Here is a 15,708-nt window from a genome sequence, read left to right as displayed (position 1 = left end):
ACGACACGCTCACGCAACTCAATCGGATGCGGCTTGCCCATGGTGCATCTCCTTCCATGAGACAAGTGAATCACAGATCAAGCCAAACGGGAATCCCGAATCCGGTTAACAGCGACATGCTTTAGTGGATTTTTCGAATTTGACGTTTGAAACAGCATCTATGTCAGCCCGGATTCAAACGTCAAATTCAATCCACTAGAAGCGGGCAACAAAAAAAACCGCCTTCAAGACTTAAGGCGGTTTTCGATTTTCAGCACCCAACTCAGGCTGGCTTGATCGTTTCCAGCAATTCGCTGATCGACACTTCCACCGAGGGGCGGATGTCCTTGCGCCACAGCGCAAACGCGACATTGGCTTCGATGAAGCCTGCCTTGGAACCGCAATCGAAAGTGCGGCCCTGATAGTCGAAGCCATAGAATTTCTGCGCATCGGCCAGCTTCAGCATGGCATCGGTAAGCTGGATTTCGTTGCCAGCGCCCTTTTCCTGCTTGCTCAGAAGTTCGAAGATTTCCGGCTGCAAAATGTAACGGCCATTGATGTAGAGATTGGACGGCGCGGTGCCCTTGGCGGGCTTTTCGACCATCTGGGTAATCTCGAAACCGGAGCCGATTGCATTGCCCTTGCCGACGATACCGTATTTATGCGCCTCTTCCGGGTCGCATTCCTGCACCGCGATGACATTGCCGCCGGTCTTTTCGTAAAGCTCGACCATTTCGGCGAGGCAGCCCTTCTTCGACTGCATCACCATATCCGGCAGCAGAAGCGCAAACGGCTCATCGCCGACCAGCTCACGCGCACACCAGACCGCGTGACCAAGGCCAAGCGGAACCTGCTGACGGGTAAAGCTCGTCGTGCCCGGCTGCGGCTGCAAATCCTGAAGATGATCGAGTTCGGCCTTTTTGCCGCGTTCGGCAAGCGTAGCATACAACTCGACCTGCGCATCGAAATAATCTTCGATGACCGCCTTGTTGCGCCCGGTGACGAAAATCAGATGTTCGATGCCGGCCTCACGCGCTTCATCGACCACATACTGAATGACGGGCTTGTCCACGACCGTCAGCATTTCCTTGGGGATCGATTTGGTGGCGGGAAGGAACCGGGTGCCGAGACCGGCAACGGGGAAAACGGCTTTGCGGATTTTGCGGATCGAACTCATTCGTCTCCTCGATTTTCACTAATGCAATCTTGCTATCAAAGCATTGAAGCAACTGAATTTCAAATAAGGCTATTTCATTAAAGAACGACGAAATTACATGGATCATACCATCACATTAAATGAACCATTCTTAATGTTGCTTGATTCAAAAATTTTTCCAATTTTCCGGCAAATTTTGCCGCAGCGCCGCCCATGGTAAACCAAATGCTAACCGACAGACTATAATTTGAACATTCAACTGGTCGATGCCAATTTTACACTGCCAAATTGAAACAGTGGATGGTATTAGTTAGCGCATGCAATCTGAACCGAGCGGCATCGACATTCTTAAGAAACACGCCGGAAAACAAGACGTTCCGGCATGAAGATTGCAGAAGGGAAACACAGAATGCTGCGATTTCCATTCACACTGGGACAGACGCTGAAGCTCAAGGCGACCGCTACGGTTGCCGTTGTGGTGCTGGCATCCACCCTTTCGACCGGTTCGGCTTTTGCCGATGCGAAATTTCGCCAGTGGGTGGCGAATTTCCGTCCGGTTGCCATCAACGCCGGCGTTTCGCCTTCCACCTTCGACCGCGCCTTCCGCGGTGTCGATGCTGCCGATCCCGTCGTGCTGGAGAAGGCGCGTTATCAGCCGGAATTCACCGAGCCTGTCTGGAATTACATCGACAATCGCGTGAACGAGGACTCTACAGGCGTCGGCCAGAGCATGGCGCGCAAATGGGGCCCGTGGCTGCAGCGCATCGAACAACGCTTTTCGGTTGATCGGAATATTCTGCTCGCCATCTGGTCAATGGAAAGCAATTACGGCGAGATTCTCAAGCGCGACGACGTGATGCGCGATGCGGTTCGTTCGCTCGCGACGCTGGCCTATGCCGATCCGAAGCGCGCCAAATATGGCCGCACACAGCTGATCGCCGCGATGAAGATCCTCCAGACCGGTGATATTGATCGCGGCCATCTTTCCGGTTCGTGGGCGGGCGCCCTCGGTCATACGCAGTTCATCCCGACCAGCTATCAGGCCTATGCGGTCGATATGGATGGCAATGGCAAGCGCGACATCTGGAATTCCATTCCCGATGCGCTGGGCACTGCCGCCAATCTGCTGCACCGCAATGGCTGGCAGCCGGGCCGGACATGGGGTTACGAAGTGGTGCTACCGGCGGGCGGCAAGTTCCCATCCGGTTCGCTGACTGTCGCCGAATGGCAAAAGCGCGGCGTCGTGCGCGCCAATGGGCGTGCATTCCCCGACCCGAGCGAAAAGGTGACGCTGAAGGTGCCGGATGGCCGCAAGGGCCCGGCATTCCTGATGACCAAGAACTTCTTTGTCATCAAGCGCTATAACAATGCTGACAAATATGCGCTGGCTGTCGGCCTTCTGGCAGACCGCATCAGTGGCTATCAGGGGCTGCGTCAGGACTGGAACCGTCCGTTCACCCCGATCACCATGAACGAGCGTCAGGAATTGCAGACGCATCTCAAGGCGCTCGGCTATTACGACGGTAATATCGACGGCAAGATCGGCTCCACCTCGCGTAAAGCCATCGAGGCCTTCCAGCAGCGCAACGGCTTGCAGCCGGATGGACATCCGAGCAAGGAAGTGTTGTCAGTCCTGCGTCGCCGTTAAGACGAACCGCAGATTTATCGGAGCGCGTTTCCCACGAAGCGCGCTCCGTTTCATTTTTGCGCCATGCCGTATTATGATGGCTTTGCAACGAAAGCGGAACTGATGCGCAAATCTCGGATTGCAGTCGAAATGTTGAAGGCGGCCAGTGTCATGCTGGCAGCGCTGGCGCTGCTGCTTTCCGGTCTTGCCAGTGCATCAGCGCAGGAACGGCCACGGACGCTTTTCGACTTGCTGTTTGGTTCGCGACAACCGCAACGCCAATATGAGCAGCCCCGGCCCCAGCAGAGCCGCCCAAAGCCGAAACGCGCACCCAAGGCGACGTCTCCCGTCACCCGCAAAGCCGCGCCACAGGTGGCAGTGCCCACCGTGCCTGTCATCGAGAAAAACCCGGATGCAAAAAAGGTGCTGGTGGTCGGTGATTTCATCAGCAGCGGCCTTGCCGAAGGGCTCGATGTGGCCTTTGCGTCTGATCCGGATGTGACGGTCACAACCCGCATCAACGGTTCGTCGGGCTTTGTGCGTGAGGACTATTTCAACTGGCCGGAAAATATCGGCAAGATACTGGATGAGGAAAAGCCTGCCGCCGTCGTCGTGATGATCGGCTCCAACGATCGTCAGGCGATCACGGCCAATGGCGCCAGCCTCGCCGCACGTTCGCCGGAATGGACTGCGGAATATCAAAAGCGCGTGGACCAGTTCGTCAAGGCGATCAATGACCGCCATTATCCGCTGGTCTGGGTCGGGCAGCCCGCCTTCCGTCCGAAAGGCATGTCACAGGACATGCTGGCGCTGAATGAAATCTACCGCACCACCACGGAAAAGGCGGGCGGCAAGTTTGCCGATGTCTGGGACGGCTTTATCGATGAAGACGGCAATTTCACCCAGACCGGTTTCGACATCAACGGTCAGACGGCGCGCCTGCGCGGCAATGACGGCATCAACATCACTTCGGCTGGCAAGCGCAAGCTTGCCTTCTATGCGGAAAAGCCGCTGCGCGCCTATCTTGGCGGCGGCAAGGAAGAGGGCCAGCCTCTCCCGGCTGCCGGTGCGCAAGACCCGTCCAAACCCGTGGACCGGGTCGCACCCGTCAGCCTGCGCGACATCAATAAGGACGAGAGCGGCGTTTTGCTCGGCGGCAATCTTGGCGTACGCCCCCAAAATACCCACCCGGCACCTGTCGAGAAAAAACCCGCACCCGGGCGCGCCGATGATTTTTCATGGCCGCGCCCAAGCGCAAATCCCTAATAGATAGCCTACTACTCGTTATATCAATAGTATATTAGCGCTTTGAATAGAGCTTTCCGCGTCAAATCTTAGCCTAATTATTATATTCCGCGCTGTTTCCATCATCGTTCTCATCGTCTATCAGAAAGCACCGTTCGTCCAATTGGGCGCACAATTGCGGATGCGGTCTATCTGGCATCTGCTCGATAAAAAGAGGCGTTTGAATGAACATCGCATCCAAACCTTCTGTCGATTCCGATCGGGAGGAGGATACCCACCTTGCGCGCAATCTATCCAACAGACACCTGCAACTGATCGCCATTGGCGGCGCGATTGGCACCGGCCTTTTCATGGGCTCGGGCAAGACCATTTCGCTGGCTGGCCCTTCGATCCTGCTCGTCTATGCGGTGATCGGCTTCATGCTGTTCTTCGTGATGCGCGCATTGGGTGAAATCCTGCTGTCCAATCTCGAATATCGCTCATTCGCAGATTTCGCGGGCGATTATCTCGGCCCATGGGCGCAGTTCTTCACCGGCTGGACCTACTGGCTTTGCTGGATCGTGACGGGCGTGGCAGACGTGGTGGCCGTATCGGGTTATGTCTCGTTCTGGTTTCCCGAACTGGCGCTCTGGATACCGGCACTTGGGCTGATCTTCACGCTTCTGGCGCTCAATCTGCCCACCGTTCGCAATTTCGGTGAAATCGAATTCTGGTTCGCGCTGATCAAGATCGTCGCCATCGTCGCACTGATCATCGCCGGCGTGTACATGCTCTCGACCGGCTTTACCCTGCCGAACGGCAGCCGGGCCTCGGTCGCGCATTTGTGGAACCATGGCGGCTTCTTCCCCAACGGTTTCCTCGGCTTTGTCGCCGGTTTCCAGATCGCGGTCTTCGCCTTTGTCGGCATCGAACTCGTCGGCACCGCCGCCGCCGAAACCAAGGACCCGGTGCGCAATTTGCCAAAAGCCATCAACTCGATCCCGATCCGCGTGGTGCTGTTCTATCTCGGTGCGCTGTTTGTGATCATCACCGTGATCCCTTGGGATCAGGTCGATCCAAGCTCCAGCCCGTTCGTCGCCATGTTCTCGCTGGCCGGTCTCGGCATCGCCGCCCATGTGGTGAATTTCGTGGTGCTCACCTCGGCAACGTCGAGCGCGAATTCGGGCATCTACTCAACCTCGCGCATGATCTACGGCCTCGCCACCTCGAAGCTGGCGCCGGAGGCGCTCGGCAAGTTGAACAACCGCAAGGTGCCGGTCAACGCGCTGTTCTTCTCGTGCATCTTCCTGCTGGCAGGCGTGGTTCTGCTCTATGCAGGCCAGAGCATCATCGAAGCTTTCACCATCGTTACCACGATCTCGGCGCTGCTCTTCATCTTCATCTGGTCGATCATTCTTGCGTCCTATCTGCAATATCGCCGCAAGAGCCCTGATCTGCATGAGAAGTCCACGTTCAAAATGCCGGGTGGACGCGCCGCCGTGGTCATGGTCTTCGCCTTCTTCGCCTTCATTTTGTGGGCGCTCGCGCAGGAACCAGATACCGCAGCAGCCCTGAAGGTCACGCCGTTCTGGTTCGTGTTTCTCGCCATCGCCTATCTGGTGATGAAGGCACGGCGCAGCCAAAGCTAGTCTCAATCAAAATGTATAAAGGGCCGGAGAATTCCGGCCCCAATATGCTGTCGTTCAGAACCGATAGGTCACACCCAAAACCGGGCCCTTCAGGCGAGAATCGAACACATAGCCATCGCGGTCATAATCGACATGCAGCGCCTTGTAGCCCGCCGAGACCGACAGGTGATCGGTGAGCAGATAATTGACCGTGCCAAGCACCGACCAGGTCAGCTCAGATCCGGCACCGAAGCCGCCAATATCCGCCTGTGCCTGCAAGGAGAGCTTGTCCGTGAGTCGCAGAAGCGCTCGCGTGCCGACCACCGGATCGACCCAGTTGAAGCTTTCGCCATAACTCCGCGTCAGGCCAAGCGCGCTCACCGTCACATCATTGGAAATGTGCCAGAAGCGGATGCCGCCCAGCGCATCAAGCGTGAATTTGGGCGTATCGACCACGCGATAACCGGCTTGCAGCGTGGCCATGAACTGCTTGCTGTCCACATCGCCCTTGACGACCGTGCCCGATGGAATGGCAATCGGCAGCGGCGGCAGGTTGCCGTAGGCGTGGCTTTCAGTCGTATCGACATACATCATGTCGCCCGAGACGACAAAACGGTCGTAGCGGCCCCAGACATTGACGAAGCCGCTGAAATTGAGATCGCTCAACACATCGGAAAAGGACTTTTCGATGCCGATGGTCGGTGCGCGCTGGAAAGGCGAAATATCGCCCTTGAGACCCGCAGCCCAGACATAGGGTGTGATTTGCAGGGCCCAGCGCCGGCTTTCCACGACGGGCGGCGCCTCCGGCGGAACGGTAACCGCATCGGCGGCACTGGCAGCCTGTGCGCCGCAAAGGGACAGGACAATGGCAACGGCGTAGTGACCTGGTCTATTCAAAATGCGCCCCTTCAAGCCGAAAGCGTGTTTTTGTGAATGCGCCCATCCTTCATGATGAGCTTCATCGTGCGGTCTGGATCGGCAATCAATGAAATATCATCGAGCGGATTGCCATCCAGCACGAGAATATCCGCATAGGCTCCCGCTTCGATGCGGCCCAGTTTTACCGGATAAGGATTGCGCGGCCCCGAAAGCGCGACCAGATCGGCATTGCCGCTGGTCAGCATGCGCAGCACGTCTGCATTGTCATACCAGCGCGCAAATTTCGCCAACTGCCTGCCTTGGGTCGCAGTGCCCTTCGGGTTGAACAAAATGTCGGTCCCGAGCGCCATCTTGACCTTGTACTTCCGCCCAAGCTCGATTGCCCTCACCGTGCCGTCGGAAATCTGCTGCTGTTGCTGGCGCTGCACCGGGTCGGATTTCGGATTGGCATCCTCGTCGGAAAGAAACGGCTGAATGCTCCACCACGCATCGGCATCGGCCATGCGCTTGACGGTTTCCTCATCGGCAAGCTGGCCATGCTCGATGGATTTCACGCCGCAATCGAGAGCCCGCTGAATGCCGGCGGATGTATAGGTGTGGATGCAGACATAGGTGCCCCAGTCGGAGGCGGCAGCAACAGCCGCCTTGGTCTCGGCTTCGGTGAACTGTATACCGTCGATCGGGTCGTAAGATGAGGAAACACCGCCGCCGCCCATGATCTTGATCTGGCTTGCGCCGAGCATCAACTGCTCGCGCACGCGGCGCAGCACTTCGGCCTCGCCGTCGGCAATGGCCGATATGCCCGCCCGTTCCGCCACGCTCAGATCGCTCTGCGCGCTTCGCGGCAGATCGGTGCGCATACGAAAATCGCCGTGACCGGAGGTCTGCGAAATCATGGCGCCGGATGGGTAAATGCGCGGGCCCACCACGCCGCCCTCGTCAATGACGCGCTTGAGCGCGAAAGACGGCCCACCAACATCGCGCACCGTCGTGAAGCCGCGCAGCACCGTGCGCTCGGCTTCCTGCGCGGCCACCAGATGCACATAGGGAATATCGGCTGTCATGGCCGCCATTTGCGATATTCCGGCCAGAATGGAGTGCCAGTGGGCTTCGATCATGCCCGGCATCAGTGTGCGACCACCGCAATCTATAACGTCCGCGTCTGCGACCGTTTCCTGCGCGCCGACCAGCGCCTTGATGAGATTTCCTTCCACCAGAACGTTCTGGCCTTCGATGAGCTTGGCGCTGGTGCCGTCGAAAATCTTCACATTGGTCAGGAGAAACGGCTTTGCCGGGGCTTTGGTCTGCGCCATCGCCGTGCCGGTCAGGCCCAGTGCCGATACGGTAAGCGTTGCGGCGGCAGCCTTGAGCAGATTGCGGCGCGACAGCTTCTTTTCCATTCGTGCCATCAGTTGCAGGGCTTGCGGGCTATGGCAGGCGCAGCTCCATCCGTGAATGAGGTGCCCGTATTTTTGGCCAATCCGTATCGACAAGACGCACCCCTTCTTTTCGTTTGCGAACGACAGCACGCAGGAAAGCTTCAGGAAGCCGAAGCGATGACTTTCATGTTAGAGGATTCTTCAATAAAAACATCTCGAATTTGCCGGTTTCCTTCCTTCGATGTATATATTTTCCATCGCACGCAACGCGAATAAAGCGGCGAATGACCTTTCAAGCCATATTGCCGATTTGATTTTTAAATTTGGAGTAAAAATTGCGCGGTGAACAAACGGTTCTTCAACTCTCGATAGGCGTTACTCTGCTGGTCGCCGGTTTCGGCGTCGTATTCGGTCTTTTGTCCGGTTCATTCTCCATTGTCTTCGACGGTGTCTATATGCTGGCCGACGCAGCCATGAGCGGGCTCGCGCTGATCGTATCGCGCCTCATCGCGCTCTCCGCATCCCCGGAGCAGCCCAACCGCAAATTGCGCGAGCGTTTCACCATGGGGTTCTGGCATCTGGAACCGATGGTGCTTGGCCTGAACGGCATCATGCTGACCGGCGTTGCGATCTACGCACTCATCAATGCGATTGCCATTATCATGCAGGGCGGTCGCCATCTCGAATTCACCTATGCCATCTTCTATGCGGTGGTTGCGCTGGTTGCATGCCTCGGCATGGCGTGGTTCGAAATGCGCGCCAACCGCGTCATAAAATCGGAGTTCGTGGCGCTGGATGCCAAGGCGTGGATCATGTCGGGCGGCATTACCGCCGCGCTGTTGATCGCCTTCCTGATCGGCTATCTCGTGGAGGGCACCGAGCTTGGTTGGATAGCGCCCTATATCGACCCGACCGCGCTGGCCGTGGTCTGTCTCGCCATCATCCCTATGCCTATCGGCACGATAAAACAGGCGCTGGCCGACATATTTCTGGTTACGCCCGCCGATCTCAAGCAACATGTCGACAGCGTGGCGCAAGACATTGTGAAGCGTCATGGCTTCATGTCCTATCGCGCTTATGTCGCCAAAGTCGGTCGCGGCAAACAGATCGAACTTTACTTTATCGTTCCGCCCAACCTACCACCCCGGCGGCTGGAAGAATGGGACGCTTTGCGCGATGAAATCGGCAATGCGCTGGGTGAAGAAAGCCCCGACCGCTGGCTCACCATCGCCTTCACCACCGATGTCGAATGGGCGGTGTAACAAATGCCTTATCCCGACAGCTTCTTCGCCTGAATTTTCTGCGAGAATGCCTCGACCGTCACATCGTAGTGGTCGCCCTGCACAACATCGAGAATACGGCTCGGACGAAAAGCGGCGATGTTGACGCCGCCCTCATGGCGGAGGCTATCGAACAGGATGCCGTTTTCTCCGGCAGCGCGCATTTCCTCGCCGAAAAGCTGCGACGCGCGATAGTCGTCGGATGCATAGATTTCAGGTCTTGCCACCTGTTCGCCGCTGATATCGATGAAATCGCCTTCAAGGCGCGCGCTATAAACGCGGAATGTCCGGGAAAGCGTTTCCTGCCCCGTGGCCACCGCCTCACGGCGCATATGATGCGCGACTTCCACTACGGAGGTGGTGATGCTGGCGGCGGCATACCATGCGCCGAGCTCCGGCCCGTTGAACCGCATGCCGCCCGGCGCGACATGCAGAAATGTCGCCATGACGATGCTGGAATTCGGCCTGCCGAACACCCATTCCTCATGCGGTAGCCTTTGCAGACGTTCGACCAGTAGCCGGTCATTGGTCCAGCCGGCCAGTTCCATCACCGCTTCCAGATCGGCAGCGGTCGCCACCGTGTCGAAAAGTCCGACCGGAGGAAAACGCGACGGAATAAGCCGGTAACTCGGATGCGGCGCGGGATTGCGCCTCACGAGAACACCACGTCGGCATCGCTATAAGGCGTGAAGGCGCTGTCGATCTCGTTTGGTTCCATGAAGTGGCCGCCACGGGCCGCATCGAGAAACCGCCGCACAGTCAGCAATCCGTCCTGCGTGCCACCGGTCACCAGCCTCAGCGGCGGATGCCCGCCAAACACCGTTGCGCGATTGGGCGTCGTCAGCCAGCGCACGCCCGCCGTCTCATCCGGATAAAGAACACCCAGCGCCTGATGAATGCCGAGCACGGCAGACAGGCGCGTCAGCACATCGACATCCAGCGTGATATCGCGATGTTCGCGCACGGCTTTCACCCAGTTGTAATAGGTCGAGCGCGACGGAAGACCCAGAACCAGCAGACGCTGCTGCTCGTCCAGCCCCCAGAGATCGGCAATGGCCAGAAAGGTACGCAGCCCGGGCGCACTCAATCGCTTGCGCGATAATGGGCCGAAACGGCGCGGATCGAGAATGTCCGGTCCTTTTTCAATCCCTGTCTTTAACACCGCCGCGTTCCGAGCCATGATCGTCTCCATTCGTCCAGAATGGAATATAGTCCAAATTTGGACTTTTACAACCCTGCGTTATAGACAGCGATTATTCAGCCGCGATGAGCGGGACGTTGGCAGCACCCGGAAGATCGAAGTGGACTGGACGCAACGATACATAGCCATTGCGGATATCCAGCACATGGGAATAGACCTGCGCGCCGTTTTCCAGCACCGGAAGCTTTTCCTCATGCATGATGCTGATGACGATGGCATCAGGGCAGCGGCTCTTCAGGGCGGCATGGAAGCGCGCCTTTGAAGTCGGGTCGAGCGCGCCTGTGGCTTCATCAAGGAAGATGATCGAAGGCTTGTGCAGGAGAATGCGCGCCAGCACGATCTTCTGCTTTTGCCCGCCAGATAGAACCATATCCCACGGTGCACCACCGGCATCGCTATCGTTCATCTTTTCGATGAATTCGCCGAGACCCGCTTCATGCAGGACCGCAGCGACGGCAAGATCGCTGAAGCTTCCGGCATCGCCCGGCAGGCTGACAAGCTGCTTCAGCGAGACGGACGGGAACTTCGCATCCTGCGTGGCATAGAGCGTGGTCGCGTTCTGCGGATAGATGATATCGCCGGTGCCATAGGGCCAAAGGCCGTTTAGCGCCTTGACGAAAGAGGTTTTGCCCGAGCCGGATTCACCGCGCATATAGACCCAGTCGCCTGCGCGGATATTGATGACGCCGGAACGCAGGAACGGCGCTTCGCTGCCCGGCCCCTGCATCAGCGTGAGGTTGCGGACGGACAGGCCGAAGCGCGGGTGCTGACGGCCAAAGGCAAAGCGGTTGACGCCCGAGCGCGCATAGAAATCCGTCGGGTCCTGCACATTTTCCATGGCGCGCGCCAGCCCGGTCACGCGACCGGCATTGGCGCGCAGATTGGCGATGGCAGGCATGACCTGAATGAACCACGAGCAATCATTGATCATGGCGGTGACGAGTTCCGCGCCCGTGACATAATTCCGGAAGCTCACCGATCCGCCCATATAGGGCAGAAGGCCCGGAATATAGGCGACGATGCGGTTGGACAGGAAGCCATAGGCTTGCTGGAAGGCGAGATAGGCCGCGTCAAAACGATTGAGCTTATTCCACGTTCCGTCCACATCCTTGTAGAGACGTTCGTTCACCGAACGCTGCACGGCCTCGCCATTAGAGGCGGAAATCTGGAAACTGCGGCGCAGAAGGGTCGTCCACTCGCCACGATAGGAACCTTCCGCCTGCTGAATGCCGAGATTGAGGCGTTCCAGACGACGACCGATTTTGACGGCGACGAATGTGCCAAGCGGCACGTAAATCAAGATGGCGGCAAAGGCGAGAACCGCGCTGCCATAGGAGCCGAAGACTTCAAGCCCTTCCACATCCGTGGACATTTCAATCAGCTTCTGCCCGATGAAGAAGGCCGACAGCACGACGCCGACAATACCCATTACGAGGCCAATGGCCCCGCCTGTCATGCCCTTGATCGACTCCTGCAAGCGCTGATCGACATTGTCGATCTGGTCCTTCCCGCGGCCCTGCTGCAAATGGAAATGCGTGTGCCTGCTATTAAGAAGCGCTGCGGAAAACTGGTCGTTCAGCCATTTGCGCCACTTGCGGTGCAAGGTGGTTGAAAGGAAATGCCGTGACCCTACCAGCATTACATCCTTCGCCAGCATCAGCAGAATGAGAATGCCTGCATTGATGGAGATCGTCGCCAGCGGGTTTTGAACCGGTGCGGTATTGGCGTTGACAATGGAGTTCATCAGATGACCGGAGGCTTCCGCCACCCACACCGTCGTCTTGCTGACGAAAGCCGTCAGAAGAAAGATCGCGGCGGTGAGCGCCCAGGCTTCTCTCCAGCGGTCCGACACCCAATAGGCGCGCATCAGGCCCCAGAATGAGGTCATGCTGGCCACGGCAGACTTATCCCCTTGTGGCAGGCTTGCCTGCCGGGATTGTCGTTTTATCTGCCGTACACCTTTCAATCCGCACCTCGCTTCCAGTTCACCAATTGTAACACTGCGTAACACATTGCAACAAACTGTGGTTAACGCGATGTTAACAGTCAATACAAAACGAGAGCACGGATTCTTGAAAAGCCGAACACGCCGTCTCAAGGACCTGAAATTATTGAGCTATTAGGTGTGCTAAATTTTATCGGAAAGCGCCGTTTTGTGCGGAAAACCGGCATTTAGAAGCAAATATGCAACATGATTCGGCATGATTCCACTTCACTTGGCGAGAAACGCCTGCAAACGCGGCACCACGAAATCGAGGAAAACCTTCACACGCTGGGGCAGGCGCGCGCCACCCAGATAGACAGCGTTCACCTCTTCCTCGTCGCTCTCGATCACATCGGCCAGCACCTCGACGAGCCGACCGGCAGCTATATCGTCGCGGGCGTGATAGTCACCAAGGCGGGCAAGCCCCAGACCGGCGACGGCCATGCGACGGACCGTTTCACCATTATTGGCGAGCAACGAGCCATAGACGGCGCGGTCGACAATGCGACCACTTTCCTTGAGCGGCCAGACGGGCGCCATACGGCGGAAATTGAACCCGATGCAATTATGGTCCGCAAGGTCGTCTACCGTCAGCGGCGTGCCGCACCGCTCCAGATAGGCCGGAGCCGCCACAATCTTGCGCCGGGCCAGTCCGATCCGGCGCGCCATCATGCTGGAGTTCGGCAACCGACCGGTGCGAAGCGCCACATCGGTTCGATCACGATAGAGATCGATAATCTCGTCGCCGAGTGACAGGTCCACCACAATATTGGGATAGGCGGCAAGAAATTCCGGCAATATCGGTTCCAGTCCCAGCGTGCCCAGCGCGACCGATGTGTTGACGCGCACCGTGCCGCCCGTGCTGGCCGAGCCTTGCGACAGTTCGCGCTCGATCTCATCGAAGTCGTGCAGGAGCCCCTGGCTGCGCTCATAATAGATGCGCCCCTCGGCGGTCAGCGACAAGCGGCGCGACGACCGTTCCAGAAGCCGCACGCCCAGCCGCGTCTCGATGCGGGAAATCAGCTTGCTGATCGTGGACGGGTTCATGCGCAGCAATCGTGCCGCCTCAGAGAAGCTGCCCGCCTCCACGACCCGCAGAAAAACCTGCATCTCACCGGCGCGATTATCCATTCATGACCTCATCTGTGAAATCGTTTCATAGATAATGTGGAACGCCAGCGCATTTTCAAGTGAGAATGTTGGGCCTATTTCTTGGGACATCACAGGTTTCTAATAGATTCCTGACTGGAAGCGTCTGCCTCCCAAGCTTCGTGCGCCTCCGCGCGAAACGCGTCCAGCCAGTCAACAGGAGTTACCATGAAGTTCATCAACGCACATGGCGCGGCCATTCCCGCGCTTGGTTTCGGCGTTTTCCGCATGTCGGATGCCGAAGTGGAAGCCATCACTCCAGCCGCACTGGAAGCAGGTTTCCGCCATTTCGACACCGCCCAGATTTATCAGAACGAAGCAGCCCTTGGCCAAGCCTTGCAAAAGGCAGGCGCGCGTCGTGACGATCTGTTCCTGACCACCAAGGTCTGGGTCGATAATTATAGCGAAGAGAAATTCGCCTCTTCCGTAACCGAAAGCCTGGACAAGCTGCAAGTCGATCAGGTCGATCTGCTGCTTCTGCACTGGCCAGCCCATAAAGTATCGATTGCCGAACAGGTTGACCTGCTGAGCGCAGTTCAGGCTTCCGGCAAGACGCGCTTTATCGGCGTCAGCAACCAGAATATCGCGCAGATGAAAGAATCGATTGAACGCAGCCCCGCGCCGATCGTGACCAACCAGATCGAGGTTCATCCTTATCTCGACCAGAACGCGATTGCCGCAGCCGCTAAGGAAGCAGGCGTTGCCATCACCGCCTATTTCGGCATGGCCGATGGGGCGGTTCCGCGTGATCCGGCGTTGCAGGCCATTGGCGCGAAATACGGCAAGACCGCCGCACAGGTTGCGCTGCGCTGGCTCATCGAACGCGGCTTCATCACGCTTTCGAAGACCGCCAAGCCGGAACGTGTCGCGGAAAACTTCGACCTGTTCGACTTTGAACTCAATTCTGAAGACATGGCAGCGATTGCAAAGCTCGCCCGCCCCGATGGACGTCTGGTCAGCCCTCCCGAGCTGGCGCCTGTCTGGGACAAGTAATACGGAGATTTCGCTATGAGTGCTTCAACCGCTCAGACAAGCGCAACCAGCGCGGCCGGTTTCAACTGGCCGCTGCTTGCGCTTGCAATCGGTGCCTTCGGCATCGGTACCACCGAATTCGCGCCGATGGGCCTGCTGCCTGTCATCGCCGATGGTGTGAACGTATCGATCCCGACCGCTGGTCTTCTGGTCAGCGCCTATGCCATTGGCGTGATGATCGGTGCGCCGATCATGACTTTGGCCTTTGGTCGCTTCGGCAAGCGCACCGCGCTGATGCTGCTGATGGCGATCTTCACCATCGGCAACATTCTCTCGGCAATGGCGCCCGATTACTGGACGCTTCTTGCCGCACGTCTGGTGACAAGCCTCAACCACGGCGCGTTCTTCGGTCTCGGCGCAGTTGTTGCGGCCAGCGTCGTGCCGCCGGAAAAACGGGCCAGCGCGGTTGCGACCATGTTCATGGGTCTCACCATTGCCAATATCGGCGGCGTCCCGGCAGCCACCTGGATCGGACAGCAGATCGGCTGGCGCATGTCGTTTGCGGGAACTGCGGTTCTCGGCCTCGTCGCCATTGTCGCGCTCTGGCTTTCGCTGCCGCGCGGTGAAGCGGGCAAGATGCCCAATATCCGTCAGGAACTGGGCGTTCTGATGCGGCCAACCGTGTTGAAGTCGCTGGCGACAACCGTGATGGGCGCAGGCGCGATGTTCACGCTCTACACCTATGTTGCCGCCGTTCTGGCTGATCGCACCGGCGCTTCGGACGGTTTCGTGACGCTGGCGCTCGTCATCATCGGCGTGGGCTTTACCATCGGCAATGCGCTGGGTGGCCGTCTGGCCGACTGGTCGCTCAATGGCGCAACGCGGATCTTCCTCGCCATGCTCGCAGCCGTCAGCTTCGTGCTGCCGTTCGCGCTCAACAGCCATGTCGGCGCGCTCATCAGTCTGCTGGCCTGGGGTGCTGCGGCATTCGCCATCGTGCCGCCGGTTCAGATGCGCGTTATGCAGGCCGCAGCCGAAGCACCGGGGCTCGCTTCGTCGATCAATATCGGCGCATTCAACCTTGGCAATGCAGTGGGCGCTGCTCTGGGTGGCGCGGTGCTGAGCGCTGGCTACGGCTATGCCGCTATCCCGGTGGCCGGAGGCCTTCTGGCTGCAGCGGGTCTGCTCTTCACGTTGTCACGCCGCCCGAAAGTGGAGCTTGCCGCTTCGGCTTGCTGATAAAACCTGGC

13 protein-coding genes are annotated in these 15,708 nt (G+C 58.1%); 6 read left to right on the top strand and 7 right to left on the bottom strand.

Annotated elements, in window-relative coordinates; all coding sequences use genetic code 11:
- Window positions 1-262: 262 nt before the first annotated feature.
- Complete coding sequence (gene galU / locus ABWW11_RS16050) at window positions 263-1,156, bottom strand: UTP--glucose-1-phosphate uridylyltransferase GalU (RefSeq protein WP_078339237.1); 894 nt, start codon at window positions 1,154-1,156, stop codon at window positions 263-265.
- 388 nt (window positions 1,157-1,544) lie between these two features.
- On the opposite strand from galU, the gene ABWW11_RS16045 reads away from it, so the two are divergent.
- The 3 genes from ABWW11_RS16045 to ABWW11_RS16035 all read left to right on the top strand — a co-directional run bounded on the left by ABWW11_RS16045 (window position 1,545) and on the right by ABWW11_RS16035 (window position 5,635).
- Window positions 1,545-2,783 carry a lytic murein transglycosylase gene (locus ABWW11_RS16045; RefSeq protein ID WP_109367724.1) on the top strand — a complete coding sequence of 413 codons (1,239 nt, stop codon included), beginning with the start codon at window positions 1,545-1,547 and terminating at the stop codon, window positions 2,781-2,783.
- A gap of 102 nt (window positions 2,784-2,885) precedes the next feature.
- Window positions 2,886-4,028: an SGNH/GDSL hydrolase family protein gene (locus ABWW11_RS16040; protein ID WP_121539254.1), complete on the top strand. Its 1,143-nt coding sequence runs from the start codon at window positions 2,886-2,888 to the stop codon at window positions 4,026-4,028.
- 203 nt (window positions 4,029-4,231) lie between these two features.
- Entirely contained in the window at window positions 4,232-5,635 is a 1,404-nt protein-coding gene (locus tag ABWW11_RS16035; protein ID WP_109367725.1) for an amino acid permease, read from the top strand.
- A gap of 54 nt (window positions 5,636-5,689) precedes the next feature.
- Here the strand turns inward: ABWW11_RS16035 and ABWW11_RS16030 are convergent, their stop codons facing one another.
- Both ABWW11_RS16030 and ABWW11_RS16025 read right to left on the bottom strand, forming a co-directional pair.
- A complete protein-coding gene (locus tag ABWW11_RS16030; protein ID WP_371830843.1) occupies window positions 5,690-6,475 on the bottom strand; it encodes a porin family protein in 786 nt (261 codons plus the stop codon).
- Window positions 6,476-6,522: 47 nt separating this feature from the next.
- On the bottom strand, window positions 6,523-7,893 hold the full coding sequence (locus ABWW11_RS16025; protein ID WP_319081120.1) for a metal-dependent hydrolase family protein: 1,371 nt from the start codon (window positions 7,891-7,893) through the stop codon (window positions 6,523-6,525).
- A gap of 314 nt (window positions 7,894-8,207) precedes the next feature.
- Here ABWW11_RS16025 and ABWW11_RS16020 point away from each other — a divergent pair, with 314 nt between their 5' ends.
- Window positions 8,208-9,134: a cation diffusion facilitator family transporter gene (locus ABWW11_RS16020; RefSeq protein ID WP_109367727.1), complete on the top strand. Its 927-nt coding sequence runs from the start codon at window positions 8,208-8,210 to the stop codon at window positions 9,132-9,134.
- A gap of 8 nt (window positions 9,135-9,142) precedes the next feature.
- Here the strand turns inward: ABWW11_RS16020 and ABWW11_RS16015 are convergent, their stop codons facing one another.
- From ABWW11_RS16015 to ABWW11_RS16000, 4 genes are all read right to left on the bottom strand, one after another.
- Window positions 9,143-9,808, bottom strand: a complete 666-nt coding sequence (locus tag ABWW11_RS16015) for an RES family NAD+ phosphorylase (protein WP_109367728.1) — start codon at window positions 9,806-9,808, stop codon at window positions 9,143-9,145.
- Window positions 9,805-10,332: an MbcA/ParS/Xre antitoxin family protein gene (locus ABWW11_RS16010; protein WP_109367729.1), complete on the bottom strand. Its 528-nt coding sequence runs from the start codon at window positions 10,330-10,332 to the stop codon at window positions 9,805-9,807. Before ABWW11_RS16010 ends, ABWW11_RS16015 begins: the two co-directional genes overlap by 4 nt.
- A gap of 73 nt (window positions 10,333-10,405) precedes the next feature.
- Window positions 10,406-12,250 carry an ABC transporter ATP-binding protein/permease gene (locus ABWW11_RS16005; protein ID WP_109367730.1) on the bottom strand — a complete coding sequence of 615 codons (1,845 nt, stop codon included), beginning with the start codon at window positions 12,248-12,250 and terminating at the stop codon, window positions 10,406-10,408.
- A 315-nt stretch (window positions 12,251-12,565) separates the two neighbouring features.
- On the bottom strand, window positions 12,566-13,468 hold the full coding sequence (locus ABWW11_RS16000; RefSeq protein WP_109367731.1) for a LysR family transcriptional regulator: 903 nt from the start codon (window positions 13,466-13,468) through the stop codon (window positions 12,566-12,568).
- A 186-nt stretch (window positions 13,469-13,654) separates the two neighbouring features.
- Here ABWW11_RS16000 and ABWW11_RS15995 point away from each other — a divergent pair, with 186 nt between their 5' ends.
- Both ABWW11_RS15995 and ABWW11_RS15990 read left to right on the top strand, forming a co-directional pair.
- Window positions 13,655-14,479, top strand: a complete 825-nt coding sequence (locus tag ABWW11_RS15995) for an aldo/keto reductase (protein ID WP_109367732.1) — start codon at window positions 13,655-13,657, stop codon at window positions 14,477-14,479.
- A 15-nt stretch (window positions 14,480-14,494) separates the two neighbouring features.
- Window positions 14,495-15,697 carry an MFS transporter gene (locus tag ABWW11_RS15990; protein ID WP_124916258.1) on the top strand — a complete coding sequence of 401 codons (1,203 nt, stop codon included), beginning with the start codon at window positions 14,495-14,497 and terminating at the stop codon, window positions 15,695-15,697.
- Window positions 15,698-15,708 lie beyond the last annotated feature (11 nt).

Source organism: Brucella sp. NBRC 113783 (assembly GCF_040372265.1).
In the GTDB taxonomy this organism is placed as follows: Bacteria; Pseudomonadota; Alphaproteobacteria; order Rhizobiales; family Rhizobiaceae; genus Brucella; species Brucella teleogrylli.
The sequence above is the reverse complement of the archived record's forward strand: the minus strand, read 5'-3'. Positions and strand labels throughout refer to the sequence as shown.

Coding starts and splice junctions, on each gene's coding strand:
- ABWW11_RS16035 (WP_109367725.1), top strand. CDS start 4,232: ATGAACATCGCATCCAAACCTTCTGTCGATTCCGATCGGGAGGAGGAT.
- ABWW11_RS16045 (WP_109367724.1), top strand. CDS start 1,545: ATGCTGCGATTTCCATTCACACTGGGACAGACGCTGAAGCTCAAGGCG.
- ABWW11_RS16010 (WP_109367729.1), bottom strand. CDS start 10,332: ATGGCTCGGAACGCGGCGGTGTTAAAGACAGGGATTGAAAAAGGACCG.
- galU (WP_078339237.1), bottom strand. CDS start 1,156: ATGAGTTCGATCCGCAAAATCCGCAAAGCCGTTTTCCCCGTTGCCGGT.
- ABWW11_RS16000 (WP_109367731.1), bottom strand. CDS start 13,468: ATGGATAATCGCGCCGGTGAGATGCAGGTTTTTCTGCGGGTCGTGGAG.
- ABWW11_RS15995 (WP_109367732.1), top strand. CDS start 13,655: ATGAAGTTCATCAACGCACATGGCGCGGCCATTCCCGCGCTTGGTTTC.
- ABWW11_RS16040 (WP_121539254.1), top strand. CDS start 2,886: ATGCGCAAATCTCGGATTGCAGTCGAAATGTTGAAGGCGGCCAGTGTC.
- ABWW11_RS16025 (WP_319081120.1), bottom strand. CDS start 7,893: ATGGAAAAGAAGCTGTCGCGCCGCAATCTGCTCAAGGCTGCCGCCGCA.
- ABWW11_RS15990 (WP_124916258.1), top strand. CDS start 14,495: ATGAGTGCTTCAACCGCTCAGACAAGCGCAACCAGCGCGGCCGGTTTC.